The organism is Desulfobulbus oralis (genome assembly GCF_002952055.1).
Classification (GTDB): Bacteria; Desulfobacterota; Desulfobulbia; order Desulfobulbales; family Desulfobulbaceae; genus Desulfobulbus; species Desulfobulbus oralis.
Genome location: NZ_CP021255.1, coordinates 1,999,172 through 2,014,393, shown reverse-complemented (window position 1 = coordinate 2,014,393; position 15,222 = coordinate 1,999,172). Strand labels below are relative to the sequence as shown.

18 protein-coding genes are annotated in these 15,222 nt (G+C 61.8%); 10 read left to right on the top strand and 8 right to left on the bottom strand.

Features of this window, described 5'->3' with window-relative positions; genetic code table 11:
- Positions 1 to 253: 253 nt before the first annotated feature.
- The 6 genes from CAY53_RS08925 to CAY53_RS08900 are packed head-to-tail and all read right to left on the bottom strand — an operon-like array spanning position 254 to position 7,110.
- Positions 254 to 1,114, bottom strand: coding sequence for an FAD/NAD(P)-binding protein (locus CAY53_RS08925; RefSeq protein ID WP_104937515.1), 861 nt, complete (start codon positions 1,112 to 1,114; stop codon positions 254 to 256).
- Between the two features lie 39 nt (positions 1,115 to 1,153).
- Positions 1,154 to 2,227 carry a 4Fe-4S dicluster domain-containing protein gene (locus tag CAY53_RS08920; protein ID WP_104936812.1) on the bottom strand — a complete coding sequence of 358 codons (1,074 nt, stop codon included), beginning with the start codon at positions 2,225 to 2,227 and terminating at the stop codon, positions 1,154 to 1,156.
- Positions 2,224 to 3,672: a hydrogenase iron-sulfur subunit gene (locus CAY53_RS13955; RefSeq protein WP_104936811.1), complete on the bottom strand. Its 1,449-nt coding sequence runs from the start codon at positions 3,670 to 3,672 to the stop codon at positions 2,224 to 2,226. Before CAY53_RS13955 ends, CAY53_RS08920 begins: the two co-directional genes overlap by 4 nt.
- Positions 3,660 to 5,621, bottom strand: coding sequence for a CoB--CoM heterodisulfide reductase iron-sulfur subunit A family protein (locus CAY53_RS08910; protein WP_104936810.1), 1,962 nt, complete (start codon positions 5,619 to 5,621; stop codon positions 3,660 to 3,662). The genes CAY53_RS13955 and CAY53_RS08910 overlap by 13 nt, the downstream gene beginning before the upstream one ends.
- Positions 5,618 to 6,532 carry a CoB--CoM heterodisulfide reductase iron-sulfur subunit B family protein gene (locus CAY53_RS08905; RefSeq protein ID WP_104936809.1) on the bottom strand — a complete coding sequence of 305 codons (915 nt, stop codon included), beginning with the start codon at positions 6,530 to 6,532 and terminating at the stop codon, positions 5,618 to 5,620. Before CAY53_RS08905 ends, CAY53_RS08910 begins: the two co-directional genes overlap by 4 nt.
- Complete coding sequence (locus CAY53_RS08900) at positions 6,529 to 7,110, bottom strand: 4Fe-4S dicluster domain-containing protein (RefSeq protein WP_104936808.1); 582 nt, start codon at positions 7,108 to 7,110, stop codon at positions 6,529 to 6,531. Before CAY53_RS08900 ends, CAY53_RS08905 begins: the two co-directional genes overlap by 4 nt.
- 389 nt (positions 7,111 to 7,499) lie before the next feature.
- Here CAY53_RS08900 and CAY53_RS08895 point away from each other — a divergent pair, with 389 nt between their 5' ends.
- The 10 genes from CAY53_RS08895 (at position 7,500) to xerD (ending at position 13,900) form a co-directional block, all read left to right on the top strand.
- Positions 7,500 to 7,892 (top strand): hypothetical protein, encoded by a 393-nt coding sequence (locus CAY53_RS08895; RefSeq protein ID WP_146106469.1) that lies wholly within the window; start codon positions 7,500 to 7,502, stop codon positions 7,890 to 7,892.
- Positions 7,889 to 8,533, top strand: coding sequence for a fructose-6-phosphate aldolase (gene fsa, locus CAY53_RS08890; RefSeq protein WP_104936807.1), 645 nt, complete (start codon positions 7,889 to 7,891; stop codon positions 8,531 to 8,533). The genes CAY53_RS08895 and fsa overlap by 4 nt, the downstream gene beginning before the upstream one ends.
- Before the next feature lie 11 nt (positions 8,534 to 8,544).
- Positions 8,545 to 9,522: a transglycosylase SLT domain-containing protein gene (locus tag CAY53_RS08885; protein WP_017865676.1), complete on the top strand. Its 978-nt coding sequence runs from the start codon at positions 8,545 to 8,547 to the stop codon at positions 9,520 to 9,522.
- A complete protein-coding gene (gene pgsA, locus CAY53_RS08880; RefSeq protein ID WP_104936806.1) occupies positions 9,519 to 10,088 on the top strand; it encodes a CDP-diacylglycerol--glycerol-3-phosphate 3-phosphatidyltransferase in 570 nt (189 codons plus the stop codon). The genes CAY53_RS08885 and pgsA overlap by 4 nt, the downstream gene beginning before the upstream one ends.
- Positions 10,089 to 10,107: 19 nt before the next feature.
- Entirely contained in the window at positions 10,108 to 10,707 is a 600-nt protein-coding gene (gene hisB, locus CAY53_RS08875) for an imidazoleglycerol-phosphate dehydratase HisB (protein ID WP_104936805.1), read from the top strand.
- Positions 10,708 to 10,758: 51 nt separating this feature from the next.
- A complete protein-coding gene (locus CAY53_RS08870) occupies positions 10,759 to 11,391 on the top strand; it encodes a hypothetical protein (RefSeq protein ID WP_104936804.1) in 633 nt (210 codons plus the stop codon).
- A gap of 11 nt (positions 11,392 to 11,402) precedes the next feature.
- Entirely contained in the window at positions 11,403 to 12,182 is a 780-nt protein-coding gene (locus CAY53_RS08865) for a tRNA 2-thiocytidine biosynthesis TtcA family protein (protein ID WP_245874791.1), read from the top strand.
- Positions 12,172 to 12,633 carry a hypothetical protein gene (locus tag CAY53_RS08860; RefSeq protein WP_146106468.1) on the top strand — a complete coding sequence of 154 codons (462 nt, stop codon included), beginning with the start codon at positions 12,172 to 12,174 and terminating at the stop codon, positions 12,631 to 12,633. Before CAY53_RS08865 ends, CAY53_RS08860 begins: the two co-directional genes overlap by 11 nt.
- Positions 12,634 to 12,765: 132 nt before the next feature.
- A complete protein-coding gene (gene rpsU, locus CAY53_RS08855) occupies positions 12,766 to 12,957 on the top strand; it encodes a 30S ribosomal protein S21 (RefSeq protein ID WP_342752470.1) in 192 nt (63 codons plus the stop codon).
- A 58-nt stretch (positions 12,958 to 13,015) separates the two neighbouring features.
- Positions 13,016 to 13,900, top strand: coding sequence for a site-specific tyrosine recombinase XerD (xerD, locus tag CAY53_RS08850; RefSeq protein WP_104936801.1), 885 nt, complete (start codon positions 13,016 to 13,018; stop codon positions 13,898 to 13,900).
- On the opposite strand, the gene CAY53_RS08845 is transcribed toward xerD, so the two are convergent.
- On the bottom strand, positions 13,897 to 14,682 hold the full coding sequence (locus CAY53_RS08845; protein WP_104936800.1) for an MBL fold metallo-hydrolase: 786 nt from the start codon (positions 14,680 to 14,682) through the stop codon (positions 13,897 to 13,899). The genes xerD and CAY53_RS08845 overlap by 4 nt on opposite strands.
- Positions 14,683 to 14,694: 12 nt before the next feature.
- Positions 14,695 to 15,147 carry a dUTP diphosphatase gene (gene dut / locus CAY53_RS08840; protein WP_181040244.1) on the bottom strand — a complete coding sequence of 151 codons (453 nt, stop codon included), beginning with the start codon at positions 15,145 to 15,147 and terminating at the stop codon, positions 14,695 to 14,697.
- Between the last annotated feature and the right edge of the window lie 75 nt (positions 15,148 to 15,222).

Below are 15,222 nucleotides of genomic sequence, written 5' to 3'. Positions count from 1 at the left end.
CCCTTTTACCTCTTCATGCCCCTACCCAGTGGTGCATTTGTACGCTCTGCTCTGCGAGCCTGGGCCACCCCTCACACCCAGCTCCTCGCAGGCGGCTTCAGCGCATTTGCCAACAGCCGTTGCGAGGAGAGGGCAGCATTGTTCTCCCGAACTGTGAGCAAAGGACAAATTTAAAACGCTCCCTACCCGCCAACATGGAAAAGGGGCGACCCCTGCCAGAAGCCGCCCCTTTTCCATGCGGTGCTGCCCCGGCTTACATCTCGGGCGGCAAGTCCTGAAGCTGTTTCCAGGTAAAGACCGGGCCGTCGATGCACACGTAATGACTGCCGATATTGCAGCGGCCGCAGATGCCGATGCCGCACTTCATCCGCTTCTCCAGCGTGGTCACGATATTTTCCGGCGCAAAGTTCAGGCCCTCCAGCGCCTGCACCGTGAACCTGATCATGATGGGCGGCCCGCAGAGTACCGCCACGCAGTTGTCCGGGCTGGGGTTCAGCTCCTTCAGCACGTTTGGAATCAGGCCCACCCTGTGCGGCCAGCCCTCATAGGGGTTGTCGATGCACAGGGTGCAGTCCAGATCCTCACGCTTCAGCCAGTCCTCGGTTTCATAGCTGTAGGCCATGTCCCTGGGCGATTTCGCGCCGTAAAGCAGGCTGATCCTGCCGTAGTCGGCCCGGTGCTCCAGAAGGTGCAGCATGATGGTGCGGATGGGCGCCATACCGATGCCGCCGCCGACAAAGAAGATGTTCTTGCCCTTCCAGTCAGTGTAGGGGAAAAAATTGCCCAGAGGCGCACGCACGCCCACCCTGTCGCCCACAGACAGGCGATGGATGGCCGAAGTGACTTCGCCGGCCTGCATCACGGAGAACTGCAGATATTCCCTCTGGGAAGGCGGCGAGTTGATGACAAAGGTGGACTCGCCCGCGCCGAACACGGAAAGCTGGCCCACCTGACCCGGCTCGTAGTGGAAGTTCTGCATCGCTTCGGGCTCGTCCAGCACGACCCGCAGGGTCTTGATGTTGCCGGTCTCCTGGATGACTTCCCTGACTGTGGCCGCCATGGGTTTGTAGGGATTGCCGGGCATCAGCGGTCGGGGCGCGAGTTCGCGCAGCATTTTGCCTTTGTTGTTTTTTGCTTCTATCACGGCTCCCTCCTACTCGTTTTTACCGTAGTTGACGGCTGCCGCCACCATGGCGCGGATATCCATGCCGGTGGGGCAGTTGCTGATGCAGCGGCCGCAACCGCTGCAGGAGAAGAAACCCCAGGTTTCAGGATAGGTCGAATACTTGTGCGACACGCGGTTGCGCATGCGGGCCGCCTTGGCCACGCGCGGATTGTGGCCGCTGGCCTCGCGGGTAAAGAGCGAGGACATGCAGTTGTCCCAGCTCCGGAGCCGGCGTCCGCCCCGCTCGCTCACCGCCTCGCCCTCATCGGTAATGGTGAAGCAGTAGCAGGTGGGGCAGAAGTAGGTGCAGGCGCCGCAGGAAATGCAGCGCTCGGTCTGCCGTTGCCAGAACTCCAGATCCGTGAAGCGCTCCGCCACTTTCCGCCTGACCTCCTCCACCTGCCAGTTGGGCGAGGGCACAAGGCCGTCGTTGGCCGCCTTGCGGGCGGCTTTGACCTTGCCCATGCGATCCGAACCGTCAGCCAGCCCGGATTCGGCCAGAATGGCTTCCCCCCTGGCACTCAGCGCCTGCAGCACGAAACCGTCCTCGATCTCGGTCATCAGCACGTCGGAACCGGTCGGAGAGGCCGGTCCGCCGCCCACAAAGTGGCAGAAACAGGTGTTGCAGCCCCTGGGACAGGTCAGGGTGATGACGGTCAGTTGCTCACGCCGCGCCTGGTAGTAGGGATCCGCGTAGGGACCGTGCAGATAGGGCCGGTCCAGCACCGCATACCCTTTGGCGTCGCAGGGCCGGCAGGCGAAGATCACGGTGGGCTGCGCCTCAGGGCTATCGTCCAGCGTCAGATTGACCTTGCCGGGATCTTGCGGATCCTTGATTTTTTTGTAGGTCACCAGGGTTTCGCACTGCGGCAGCACCGCTGTCTTTGCAGGCACGGTGGCCTTGGCCAGGGTAAAGGCTTGGCCCTCCTGCCAGGGTTCAAAAACCACTGACTTTTTGTCGGCGGGTTTTTCCACCGGAGCCAACACGCGCCGGCCATCCTTCGAGAGATAGGCCAGAAACGCAGGCAGGCCGTCGGCGCTTACAAAGCGGATCGTGCTCATTGCCACTCCCTCTCTTGAATGTTCTTCTCTTCCACCTCATATCCCAGAAGCGGCGGCACGACCTCGGGATCGAGTCCGGACTGATAGCCGTCGAACAACTGGGCCACCGCACGGCTGATCTGCTGGCGCAGCGCCAGGATCGGGATGCCGACCGGGCAGGCGCGCTGGCATTCGCCGCAACCGGTGCAGCGCCCGGCCAGATGCAGGGCGTGGATGGTCTGGTAGAAAAGCTTTTCCTTGGGGCTGTCCTCCTGGCTCATCCAGTGCGGCTCCCGGCTGTCGGAAATGCAGTAGTCGCGGCAGACGCACATGGGGCAGGCGTTGCGGCAGGCGTAGCAGCGCAGGCAGCGAGCCATCTGGGTGTTCCAGAAGGCCATGCGTTCATCAAGCGTCATGGCGTCCAGCATCGCGAGTTCGGGCGGGGTGTAGGGCCCGGGTTCCACCCTGGTGGGCTCACCCTTCAGGGTGTCGAACAGCACCGCCGTGGGGGTCGTACAGCCGTAACATTTGCCCTGGGCATAGTCGGCCATGCAGAAGCGGTGCTCCTGACCATCCGCTGTGATGGTCACACCAGCCTCGTCGTAAACCACCTGGTCGATCGTGGTATAGCGCCCCAGCTCCTGATTCACCCGGTCCATGTCCAGCGTGCCCTCGCAGGGCAGGGCAAAGATGGTGATGTCCTCGCGTTTGACCAGCTTTTCCTGCAGCAGCTCGACCACAGAGCGCGAATCGCAGCCCTTGACCACAATGCCCACCTTCTTGCCCTTGAAATCAGGCAGATAGGTCGCCGGGTTATTCACGTTGAAGGGCCCCCACACGAGCCTGTCCACATCCTCGGGCGTCCTCATGAAGATGGGCACCGTGTGGGCCGCGTCGTAGCCCTCCTGCCAGCCGATCACGCAGTCCAGTTCGGGCAGCTTGACCCTGATGGCCTCCTTGAGTTCGCTCAAGGCCGCTTTCTGGCCGGTGCCCAGGGGGCGCAGGGAAGAGAGCGCCATGTCCGCCACCTTCATCAGCGGTTCGGCGTTCTCGAAGCGCGGCGCAGGGCCCAGCTTGTGGATGCGTTCGGTGAAAACCGTGACCACCTGCTGCCAGCGCTGGCCTTCGGAGGCCGAAACCCAGGTGTATTCGAAGCGGCGCTCGTCAATGCCCAGAACGGGCAGAAAGTGCTTCAGCACTTCCAGGCGCCGGCGGGCGTAGAAGTTGCCGGCCGAGTAGTGACAGTCGCGGGGATGACAACCGGAGACCAGAACGCCGTCCGCGCCGTTCAGCAGCGCCTTGACAATGAAGAGCGGATCAATGCGGCCCGAGCAGGGCACGCGGATGATGCGCAGATCGGTTGGCTGGGTTGCCCGGGCCACACCTGCGGTATCGGCGCCGCCATAGGAGCACCAGTTGCAGAGAAAGCCCACTATTCTCAATTCCTTGCCCTCTAATACTGGCATAAGGCGTTTACCTCCGCAAGAATCTGGTTGTCGGTTGCATGGGAAAGCTGGATGGCGCCCTGGGGACAGGTCGAGGTACAGATACCGCAGCCCTGGCATACGGTTTCAATGACTTGGGCCTTGGTCTCGCCCCGGAATGCCACTTCCTCGATGGCGCCGAAAGGACAGCAGCGGATGCACTTGCCGCAGGCCACGCAGCGCCGGATATCCACCGAGGCGATCTGGGGATCGTTTTCCAGCTTGTCCCTGGAGAAGAGGGCCAGCACCTTGGCCGCAGCCGCCGAACCCTGCGCCACCGAGGCCGGGATGTCCTTTGCCCCCTGGCAAACGCCGGCTAGGAACACGCCGGCGGTATTGGTTTCCACGGGCTTCAGCTTGACGTGGCTTTCCACGAAGAAACCAAAGTGATCATAGGAGATGCGCAGCTTTTCCGCCAACTGGGCAGCGCCCCTGCTGGCCTCGATGCCCACGGCAAGGACCACGAGATCGGCCCTGACTTCCACCGCCCTGCCCATGAGGGTGTCCACACCCATGACCACGAGCTGGCCTTTGCCATCCGGATAGATCCTGGAAACGCGACCGCGGATGTATTCCGTGCCATACTCCTCCATGGCCCGGCGGGTGAACTCGTCGTACAGCTTGCCCGGCGCGCGGATGTCCATATAGAAGACAACGGAGTGGGAATCCGGAATATGATCCTTGGTCAGAATGGCCTGCTTGGCCGTATACATGCAGCAAAAGCCGGAGCAGTAGGGCCGGCCGATGGATCTGTCCCGTGAACCCACGCACTGGATGAAGACCACGTTTTTGGGCTCGCGCCCGTCGGAGGGCCGCTTGATGTGACCGCCCGTGGGACCCGAGGCCGAAAGCAGGCGCTCGTACTGCAGGGAGGTGATGACATCCGGATAGGCGCCGCCGCCGTACTCCTGGTACACGGTCCAGTCCATGAGGTCATAGCCGGTGGCCGCCACGATGCTGCCCACCTCTTCGGTGACGACCTCGTCCTCCATGTCGTACTTGATCGCGCCCGTCGGACAGACCTTGGCGCAGACGCCGCATTTGCCCCTGGTGAGCTGGCGGCAGTATTCCGGATTGATCACCGCCTTTTTCGGAATGGCCTGTGGAAAGGCAATGGTGATGGCAGTGGTGTCGCCGGTGTATTCGTTGAAGGTGTCGGGCGTCTTTTTGCTGGGGCATTTCTCGGTGCAGGCGCCGCAGCCCGTGCAGAGGCTCCAGTCCACGTGGGTCGCCTTTTTCCGGATTCTGACCGTGAAGTTGCCCACAAAGCCGGACACCTCCTCCACCTCGGAGTAGGCGTAGAGGGTGATGTTCGGATGCTGGGCCACGTCCACCATCTTGGGGCCCAGAACGCAGGCCGAACAGTCGATGGTAGGGAAGGTCTTGTCCAGCTTGGCCATCTTGCCGCCGATGGTGGCTTCCCGTTCCACCAGCACCACCGGAATGCCGCCCTCCGCGCAGTCAAGGGCCGCCTGGATGCCGGCCACGCCGCCGCCGATGACCAGCACCCGCTTGTTGACGTCGAACTGTTTGGCCACCAAGGGCCTGTCGTTGCGGAGCTTCTCCACCGCCAGACGCACCAGTTCGGCAGACTTGTTGGTATTGGCCTCCCTGTCCTTGCCAATCCAGGAGACGTGCTCGCGGATGTTGGCCATTTCAAACATGTAGCGGTTCAGCCCCGCCCGTTCCACGGTACGGCGGAAGGTGGTCTCGTGCATGCGGGGCGAACAGGATGCCACGACCACGCCGTCGAGCCTGTGCTCGTGAATGGCCGCCTCGATGGCCGCCTGACCCGGTTCGGCGCAGGTGTACATCGGGTCGGTCGCATACACGACGTCCGGGTAGCTGCGGGCGATTTCCGCCACCCTGGCGCAGTCAACTGTTCCGGCGATGTTGCTGCCGCAGTGGCAGATAAAGACGCCTATTCTCATTGTCTGCCTCCTTCGGTGCTTGTGCTTTCATCCTTGCGGCGCAGCCCGGCCAGCTTTTCGAGCAGCCTGTCGGCGCTGACGGTCAGTTTGTTCAGGGCCAGTTCCTTCCTGGGCAGGTCAAAGGCCAGACCCAGCAACTGGGTGAAGTAGAGTACCGGGATGTTGTAGCTGGTTTCCCCGGCCCGGCCGGCCTGCTTCTGGCGCAGGTCGAGGTTCATCTGGCAGAGGGGGCAGGCCACCACAATGGCGTCCACTCCGAGCGTCGCGGCCAGTTCCAGGATACGGCCCGAGTTTCTGGCGGTCAGCGGGCGTTCGGTAATACCGAAGGCCGCGCCGCAGCAGGTCGTTTTCAGAGGAAAATCCACCAGCTCCGCGCCGCAGGCGGAGAGCATGTTCTCCATGAGCATCGGGTTTTCCGGATCCTCGAACTGCATGAGGTCTGCCGGCCGGCTCATCAGGCAGCCGTAGTAGGCGGCCAGCTTGAGGCCCTTCAGGCTGGTACGGACGCGGCTTTTGATGGCCGACATGTCGAAGTGCCGGGCAATGCCCTGCATGACCGAGGTGACCGGTGGCCATTGCTCGGAAGCCGGGCTGTCCAGCAACTCGTTGACCCGACTGCGGAACTCCGGATTTTCCATACGTTTGGCCGCCATTTTCAGATTGGACAGGCAGCTTGGGCAGGGAGTGAGCAGAATCTCCGCCTGCTCGCGGGCGGCAATGTCGAGATTGCGCACGCAGAGCGCTGCGGAAAGTTCAATGTTCACGGCATGGGCAGGGGTTGAACCGCAGCAGTTCCAGTCCGGGATGGCCACCAGGTTCATATCCAGCGCACGGCACACGGCCTGGGTGGATCGTTCATAGTCTTGGGACGAGCCCATGGCCGAGCATCCGGGATAGTAGGCAAAATTCATGGCCGCACCCCCTCGCGTTGGGCACGCTCTCTGTAGCGCCTGAAGATGCGGGTAACCGCTTCGGCGCCGCCCGGGATCTTGTGGGGTCTGAGGCCCAGCTTGCCTTTGGCAAGCGCGCTGGGGACAAGGTCGACATCTGTTGTGACGCGCAGGCTGCGCATCATGTACAGCGCCATGGTCCCCACTTCATAGGTACGGCCGAAGGCGCGTACGGTGTCGAGGAAGGACCACCAGAATTTTTCCATCTTGGGGACGGTGACGCGGCCCTCTTCACGGGCCATGTGGCGCAGGGTTTCCATGACGCCCGCAACTTCGATTTCGTTGGGGCATCTGAGGCTGCAGGTGGAACAGGAAAGGCACATCCAGATGGAACGCGAGTTCAGCACTTCATCCTTCAGCCCTAACTGCACGCCTCGCATAATCTGGTTCACCGGCAGGTCATAGGCCAAACCTGCAGGACATCCGGCAGTGCAATTGCCGCACTGGTAGCAGGTCGACAAATTTTGTCCGCTACGTGCCTCCACTTCCTCTGTGAAGGAGGGATCACGCATTCGACTCAGGTTCAGAGCGTCGTTCATGAGGAACCCTTTGGTTTGAGGATGATGAGGGATTACCAAAAAGATGACGAGAGAGGGGAATTCAACGTAGCGTAGATAAAAACAAAATGCTAGCGGCGAATTCATAAAATGCCAGGGCGTGGCACATAAAAGAGCAGCACCGGCCGGATGGGACAAAGCCTCCTCTTGTGCTGTTCATCCCGGCAGATGTTCAGGGGCATCACACCCTTAAAAATGACCACGGGCCCCGCGGACGCGGCCTTCGATCGACGGGCGCGTCCGCAGGCGCCACCACGGCAGCGCGGCCCTGACCCGGCTTTTCGTTGACTTCAGAGCGACCGCCCCGCCTTGTTCAAGGCGCTCGGAAGCCCCCTCCCCTGCCTGGCCATGGCCCCTGCCGCCCGGCCTTCATGGACGTCTGTCAGCCTTTTCTTTTGGCCACTGCCGAAATGGTTAGACAAAGCCTTTTGCCCGGCTATATAATAAGGCAAATTTTTTGTATGTTTCGCTCCAGAATCTGCCACGGAGATTTGCCTATGTTCCTGCCACGCCTGCTGGTCCTCGGTGCAATGACGGCTTATGCCGGTCTGCGCCTGCGCAAACATCTCGGCCAGGGACAGGCTGCGCTTCAGCCGGATGCAAAAACCAAAGCGATTGAGGACGTTCTGGAGGAAGACCCGGTCTGTCACCGGCTCGTACCCCGCAAACAGGCCCTGACCCTGAACCGGCCTGAGGGCATCCGCTACTTTTGCAGCGAAAGCTGCCGTCGCATTTTTTTACAACCGGAAAAGGAGCAAGCATGAAATTCTTCATTGATACCGCCAATGTGGACGAGATCAAAAAAGCGCTCGCATTGGGCATGGTCGATGGCGTCACCACCAATCCCTCTCTGGTCTCGAAAGAAGCCCGTCCTTTTCCTGACATTCTGAAAGAAATCTGCAGCCTGATCGAGGGCCCGGTCAGCGCCGAGGTGATCGGCCTCGAAGCCGAGGGCATGGTCGGAGAAGCCCGGGAACTGGTCAGGATCGCGGATAATATCGTGATCAAGATCCCCATGCTGGAGGAAGGCTTGAAGGCAGTCAGACTGCTCTCTGCCGAAGGCATCAAGACCAATGTCACCCTGGTGTTTTCGGCGGCCCAGGCGCTTCTGGCCGCCAAGGCGGGCGCGACCTTTGTCAGCCCCTTTGTGGGCCGTCTGGACGACATCGGCCAGAGCGGCATGGAGCTGATCTCCGACATCATGACCATCTACCGGAACTACGGCTTTACCACGGAGATCATCGTTGCCTCGGTGCGGCACCCCATGCACGTGCTGGATGCGGCCCGCATTGGCGCGGACATCGCCACCATTCCCTACAAGGTTATCGCCCAGCTCGCCAAGCACCCGCTGACCGATCGCGGTATCCAGCAGTTCCTGGCCGACTGGGAAAAACGGCAGAAGTAGGCGGAGGCACTATGCGTTACTCCCTGGTTTCGGCTGGTCTGTGTCTTGTCCTGCTGCTGCCCCTGGCAGCCCAGGCCGAAATGTATGCCTATATCGACGCCAAGGGCGTATATCACTACACCAACGCGCCGGGCGACGGGCGCTACAGGCTGACCGCAAAACCGGTGAGCCAGCGCCGAAGCGCCCGCACCGCCACCGGCCGCGGCAGTCTCTTTGGCCAGCAGACCCAGCCGCTGGCCCCGAGCCGTCTCGAAAGCACGTCCTTCACCCGGGTGTCCAACGAGGAGCGGCTGCTGCGGACCATTGCGAGCCGCAGTTCCTCCGCCCCAAGTGCCTCCGCCCCGGCCACAACCCGGCCACGCACCAAACTCGCCAGGCAGATGTATGACCTGTTCTTCTTCGACGGGGGCCAGAGCGCGGCCAGCCCCATGTACAACTACGGTTTCAGCTACCGGTACAGCTATCCGGCCACGCCCCGGGACATCAACGAGCATATCCAGCATGCGGCACGCGTCCACCGGCTGGATCCCATGCTCATCAAGGCGGTCATCAAGGCCGAATCCAACTTCAATCCCTATGCACTGTCCCCCAAAGGTGCCCAGGGGCTGATGCAGCTCATGCCGGACACGGCACGGGATCTCAACGTGCGCAATCCCTTCGACGCCCGGCAGAACATCTTTGGCGGCGCCCGCTATCTGCGCCAGATGCTGAACCAGTTCGGCGGGAATCTGGAGCTGTGCCTTGCGGCCTACAATGCGGGCCCCAACCGGGTCGCGCCCATCTGGGCCGTGCCCAATATCCCGGAAACCCGGGGTTATGTGGCCAAGGTGCTGCGGCACTACCGAGCCTACCGCAGCGGCGCCGAGGGCACGGCCGCAGACGCCCGGCCGCCGGCCGCCGCCGCGGTCATGGCCCAGAATGCGCAGAAAAGCGCCACACCCGACAAGACGAGTTCCATCAAGGTAAAACAACTGGTGACCGTACAGTGAAAACGCATAGGAAAGTTTTGACCATCCCCAACCTCATCACTGGCGGCCGCTTTCTGCTCACCGCGGTGCTGATGTTTCTCCTGATGAGGCCGCAGACCACCGGCACGGCCCTGCTGGCCCTTCTGGTTTTCATTCTGGCCGCATGCTCCGACTGGGTGGACGGTTACCTGGCACGGCGCTGGGAAAGCGTCACGATTCTGGGCAAACTGATGGATCCCCTGGCCGACAAGGTGCTGGTTGCCACGGCAATGCTGATGCTCATCCCCCTGGGCCGTATTCCGGCCTGGCTGGTGCTGGTGATCATTGTGCGCGAATTTGTCATCACGGGCCTGCGTGGCGTGGCCGCATCCACGGGCACGGTGGTGGCAGCCAGTTTTCTGGGCAAGCTGAAGTCCACCTCGCAGTACATTGGCCTGGGCTTCCTCATCTTTCCCGAACACCTGCTCTCGTTCCTGCCCATCTACTCCATCGGCCGCTGCATCATGTATGTCGCCCTCGTGCTGACTGTCTGGTCCGGCCTGGATTATTTTTACAAACTCCGCAGCATCTTTGTGGAAGAACGCTGAACTTCCCCGGACCTTATCCATGGCGCAATCAAAGGGACGAAAGGCCAGCATCGAGCGGCACACCCTGGAAACCAGAATCCATCTCGACCTGCTCCTTGACGGCAGTGGGCGGGCCGACGTGGCCTGCGGGCTGGGCTTCATGGAGCACATGCTCAGCCTGCTGGCAGTGCATGGTTTTTTCGACCTCAGTCTGCAGGCGCAGGGCGATCTCCAGGTTGACGGCCATCACACGGTGGAAGATATGGGGATCTGCCTGGGACAGGCCTTTGCCCAGGCTCTGGGCGACAAGGCCGGTATAGCCCGCTATGGCCATGCCTATGTGCCCATGGACGAAACGCTGGCGCGCGTTTGCCTGGATCTCTCCAACCGGCCCTTTCTGCACTACGATGTGGAGCTGCCGCAGGAAAAAATCGGCGACTTTGACGCATGCCTGATCAAGGAATTTCTGCGTGCCTTTGCCCTACATGCAGGTTGCACCCTGCACGTGGAGCTGCTCCACGGCGAAAACAGCCACCACATCGTGGAAGCCGTTTTCAAGGCGCTGGGCCGGGCGCTGAGAGCCGCGGTCACGCCGCTTGCCGGGCTCAAGGGTCAGCTTTCCTCAAAGGGCGTGCTGTAATGTTGCGGCGCGGCTTACGCTACTTCATTCACTCATGATAGGGGGCTTTCTGTGACCACAAAAAACATACTCATCTCCACTGCGCTGCTGGCTGCCCTGGCTCTGAGTTCCGCCTGTTCCGCCACAGGCGGGCATCAGGGCACGGCCGATGCCAAAAAATCCCCTGCGCCCGCGCCGACCTGCATCGGCGTGCTGCCGGTACAGGCAGCGGTCATGAGCGGGGCGAGGGACAGGCGTCTCGACACGGGCATCGCGGTGACCGATGGCATTCTGCGCGACATCCTGGGCCAGGGCGGAAAAATCCGCTTTATCGCCAGCGAACAGGTGCAGGGTATCCAGTTGCCGGGGGAAATCGTGAAGTTGGACGCCTCGCGGGAAGCGGCGCGGAGCGTGGGCTGCACGGCGCTTTTGGAAACCTCGCTCAGCCGCTACGTGGAACGGGACGGCGGGCCCTACGGCGTGCAGCAGCCAGCCGCGGTGACCGTGGACTACCGGCTCTACGACGTCAATTCCGGCGCCGTACTGTGCCATGGCCGCTTTGACGAACAGCAGGAATCGCTCATGGAAAACCTGTTTGCCATCGGCAAGGCCGGCAAACGCGGCATCACCTGGCGCACAGCCGAGGAACTGACCCGCGAAGGGCTGCAAAGCATTCTCACAGAGTGCCGCTATCTGGGCAAATGAGCAGAGCGCTCATGCAGGTTCCGCCCCGGATCAACCGACTGGTGGGGCAGGCCATGCATGACTATGCCATGCTGGCAGACGGCGACCGGATCCTGGTCGCCGTTTCCGGGGGCGTGGACTCCCTGGTGCTGGCGCTGCTGCTCCACGTTTGGCAGAAAAAGGCTCCGATCCGCTACGAACTGCTGCCGGCGCATGTATGCATGGACGGCACACCCGAAAACCCGGGCCCATCCGCCCTGGCGATTACAGAAGAGCTGGCCAAAAACGGCCTGGGCCTCGAGCTGCTGGCAGCTTTGCGGCCGGGGCCGGATTCTGCCGCGAACGGGAGCCGGGAGCATGCAGCGGGCACTTGCTTTGCCTGTGCCAGGAACCGACGCAACAGCCTGTTCCGCGCGGCGCGTCACCTGGGTTGCAACAAGGTGGCCCTGGGGCACCACCAGGATGATGTCATCGAAACCTTTCTCCTGAATCTCACCTGCGCGGGCAATATCAGTACCATGGGGCCCAAACAGCGGCTCTTTCGGGGACAGCTCACCCTGATCCGCCCCCTCGCCTATGTGGAGAAGGCGGACATTGCCGCCCTGGCCGCCATGAACCGGCTGCAGCCGGTGGCTTCATCCTGCCCGCTTGCCGGTCGTACCCGGCGTGAGACCATGCACAATCTGGCGCTTGAAATCTACCGCCGTGTTCCCGGCGCCAAAGGCCAGATCTTCGCCGCCCTGGGCAATGTCCGGGCCGACTATCTCCTGGGGGCCAGACCCGTCGTCACAGATGTCCGCCTTGCAGATTAAACAAACCCGGCAGCAGCCCGCCAGTCCCCTCCCCCTTCTGTGGAGCCCGCTTGCGACCGTGGCGCTGAGCTTCCTTTTCACTCCGGTCTTCGGCGCAGCAGTGCAGATGCTGAACTGGCGGGCACTCCACGAGGTGGGGCACGCCAGGTCGTCCTTCTGGTGGTGTATGGCGGGTTGCGTGATTCTGCTGCTCAATCCGGGCCTTGCCCTGATACAGACCGATACCCGGGTGCTGGACTCCTGCACCGCGACGCTCATGCTCCTGTACATGACCGGCTGGCTGTTCCTGTCCGCAGGCACGCAGATACGCTATGTGCGCAGGCATTTTCCCCAGGGATATGGCCACAGATCGTGGAAAAGGATTCTGCCCCTCACCCTGGCCGCCTGCGCGTTTTACCTGCTCATGAGCCTCACACTGACCTGGATGGGGCAGGTCCTGCTTCAGTCCTGAGGCGGTTTTTTCAAAAAAAGGCCGCAGGCTGTTGCCGCGCTTTGGAATTGACAGAAAGAAGCAACATGGTATAGTGGCGCAGTTAATGGTTTTTCATTTTGTGCATTCAACCGGAAAGGATGTGATTTCATGATTGAAGTGGAAGTGCGAGGTGACCTCGAATACGCAATCCGTCAGTTGAAAAAAAAGTTGCAGATTGACGGTATCAAGCGTGAGCTGAAACGGCGCGAGTTTTACGAAAAACCCAGCATCAGAAAGCGCCGTAAAGCAGCCGAGGCGCTTCGAAAACTTCGCAAGTTCAACCGGATCAAAAATCGCGTTTGAACACAAAACCGGCGGTCTCCCGCCGGTTTTTTTATTGACGTTTTCCCGCTGCCAGAGCATGTCCAGTTTACAGCCTTTTCTGGATTACCTCACCACCGTGCGCAGACTTTCGGCCAACACCGTGGCAGCCTATCGTTCGGATTTGCAGGACGTTTTTACCAGTCTCGGCACCGGACAGCTTGCAGACAGGCCCGAGTGCGTCCAGGCGCAAATCCACGACTATCTGGAAGCCTGCAGACAACGCGGCATCACGGCGCGCTCCCTGGCCCGCCGTCTGGCGGCGCTGCGCGCCTACGGCAATTTTCTGGTGATCAGGGGCGATTTGCCGATAAACCCCCTCAATCTGGTGGATGCGCCCAAGACAGGTCTCCAGCTCCCCAAAGCGCTCACTGTGGCGGAAGTGGAGACGCTTTTGCACTGTTTTCGCACGGACAGCCCCATTGGCCTGCGCAACCACGCCATGCTGCACCTGCTCTATGCCACCGGTCTTCGGGTCTCCGAACTGGTGGGGCTGCCGCTCGCAGCCTGCAGCCTTGCAAATGGTCACCTGCGTGTTCTGGGCAAAGGCAACAAGGAACGGGTCATTCCCTTTGCAGAACAAACGGCCTGTGTCATCCAGGAATATCTCCGGAAAAGCCGACCGCTCCTGCTGCAGGGCCGTCCCTCCCCGGACCTTTTTGTCACCAGCCGTGGTAAAGCCATGACCCGCATCCGCTTCTGGCAAATTATCCAGAAAGCGGCTCTCAGCGCCGGCATCCGCAAACAGATCAGCCCGCATACCCTGCGCCATTCCTTTGCCACCCACCTGCTCGGCGGCGGGGCCGACCTGCGCTCGGTGCAGATGATGCTGGGTCACAGCGACATCAGCACCACGCAGATCTACACCCATATCGACACCAGCCGGCTCAAGGAAGTGCACAAAAAATACCATCCGCGCGGCTAGCCGCCTTCCCCGGCATCCAAATCCAGAACCGGCGCGGGCCGATGCTGGCTGGCGAGCCGGATCTCGAGCCCGGCCAGCACGGCGCTCCAGCGCGCTATTTCCCGCTGCACAAGCTCCGGCGCGTTGTTGATTTCACTCAAATGCGCCAAAACGAGCTTGCGCAGTCCCTCCTGGGCCAGCTCGGCGACAAGCTGGAGCGCGCGCTCGTTGGAGAGATGCCCCTGACTGGAGAGCACCCGCTGCTGCAGGGCCAGCGGATAGGGCCCGTCCCGCAGCATGTCCACATCGTGGTTGGCCTCCAGCACCAGGCCCTGACAGGCGGAGAGCGTGTGGCGCAGGAGCCGCGTCACCGTGCCGGTATCAGTGCAGTAACCAATGCACTGCCGGCCATCGCTCACCGTAAAGCCCACGGGATCGGCCGTGTCATGGGAGACGCTGAAGGCGTGAATTTCGACGCCCTCCACGGCAAAGCTGTCTCCGGTGTTGAATTCGTGCAGCTCCGGGACCTTGCCCAGCTTGGCCTCCGCGGCGCGCAGGGTGGGCACATTGCCATAAACCGGCAGCCTGAGTCTTCTCGCCAGTGCGCCCGCACCAGCCACGTGATCGTTGTGCTCATGGGTCAGCAGCAGCGCGGTAATACTCTCCGGCTCGATGGCCACCCGTTGCAGCCGGGCAAGGAGTTCCTTTGCCGAAAAGCCGTTATCCACCAGCACCCGGGTGGATCCGGCCTCTATCAGGGTTGCATTGCCCCTGCTGCCGCTGCCCAAAACGATGCAACGCACGCCGTTTTCCCGTTATCTGCCGGTATGGCCAAAGCCGCCGCTGCCCCGGACCGTCCCCGCAAGCTGGGTCACTACCTTCACCGTCGCCCGCAGCACTGGCGCCAAGACCAGTTGGGCGATGCGATCGCCGCGCCGGATGGTGTAGGCCGCCGGCCCCAGGTTGATCAGTCCGACCCTGACTTCACCACGATAATCGGCATCAATGGTGCCTGGCGCGTTCACCACCGTCACCCCATGCCTGACAGCAAGCCCGGAGCGGGGCCGCACCTGCAGCTCGCAGCCCTCCGGAATGGCCACGGCAAAGCCGGTGGGCACCAGGGCAATCGCGCCAGGCGCAAGGGTCAGGGGGGCATCCAGCGCCGCAGCCACATCCATGCCCGCCGCGGCTGCGCTTGCGTAGGCCGGGAGCGGCAAATCTTTGGGTGTCCCGTTCAGCCACAAAAACTCCAGTTCACAGTCCTGCATATGCTCTCCAGGAATAAAAAACGCCTTGCCTCCAGGACTTTGATACAAGCTGCACAGAAAGGCAACCGGAGAAAA

Coding starts and splice junctions, on each gene's coding strand:
- CAY53_RS08925 (WP_104937515.1), bottom strand. CDS start 1,114: ATGCTGCGCGAACTCGCGCCCCGACCGCTGATGCCCGGCAATCCCTAC.
- CAY53_RS08920 (WP_104936812.1), bottom strand. CDS start 2,227: ATGAGCACGATCCGCTTTGTAAGCGCCGACGGCCTGCCTGCGTTTCTG.
- CAY53_RS13955 (WP_104936811.1), bottom strand. CDS start 3,672: ATGCCAGTATTAGAGGGCAAGGAATTGAGAATAGTGGGCTTTCTCTGC.
- CAY53_RS08910 (WP_104936810.1), bottom strand. CDS start 5,621: ATGAGAATAGGCGTCTTTATCTGCCACTGCGGCAGCAACATCGCCGGA.
- CAY53_RS08905 (WP_104936809.1), bottom strand. CDS start 6,532: ATGAATTTTGCCTACTATCCCGGATGCTCGGCCATGGGCTCGTCCCAA.
- CAY53_RS08900 (WP_104936808.1), bottom strand. CDS start 7,110: ATGAACGACGCTCTGAACCTGAGTCGAATGCGTGATCCCTCCTTCACA.
- CAY53_RS08895 (WP_146106469.1), top strand. CDS start 7,500: ATGGACGTCTGTCAGCCTTTTCTTTTGGCCACTGCCGAAATGGTTAGA.
- fsa (WP_104936807.1), top strand. CDS start 7,889: ATGAAATTCTTCATTGATACCGCCAATGTGGACGAGATCAAAAAAGCG.
- CAY53_RS08885 (WP_017865676.1), top strand. CDS start 8,545: ATGCGTTACTCCCTGGTTTCGGCTGGTCTGTGTCTTGTCCTGCTGCTG.
- hisB (WP_104936805.1), top strand. CDS start 10,108: ATGGCGCAATCAAAGGGACGAAAGGCCAGCATCGAGCGGCACACCCTG.
- CAY53_RS08865 (WP_245874791.1), top strand. CDS start 11,403: ATGCAGGTTCCGCCCCGGATCAACCGACTGGTGGGGCAGGCCATGCAT.
- xerD (WP_104936801.1), top strand. CDS start 13,016: ATGTCCAGTTTACAGCCTTTTCTGGATTACCTCACCACCGTGCGCAGA.
- dut (WP_181040244.1), bottom strand. CDS start 15,147: ATGCAGGACTGTGAACTGGAGTTTTTGTGGCTGAACGGGACACCCAAA.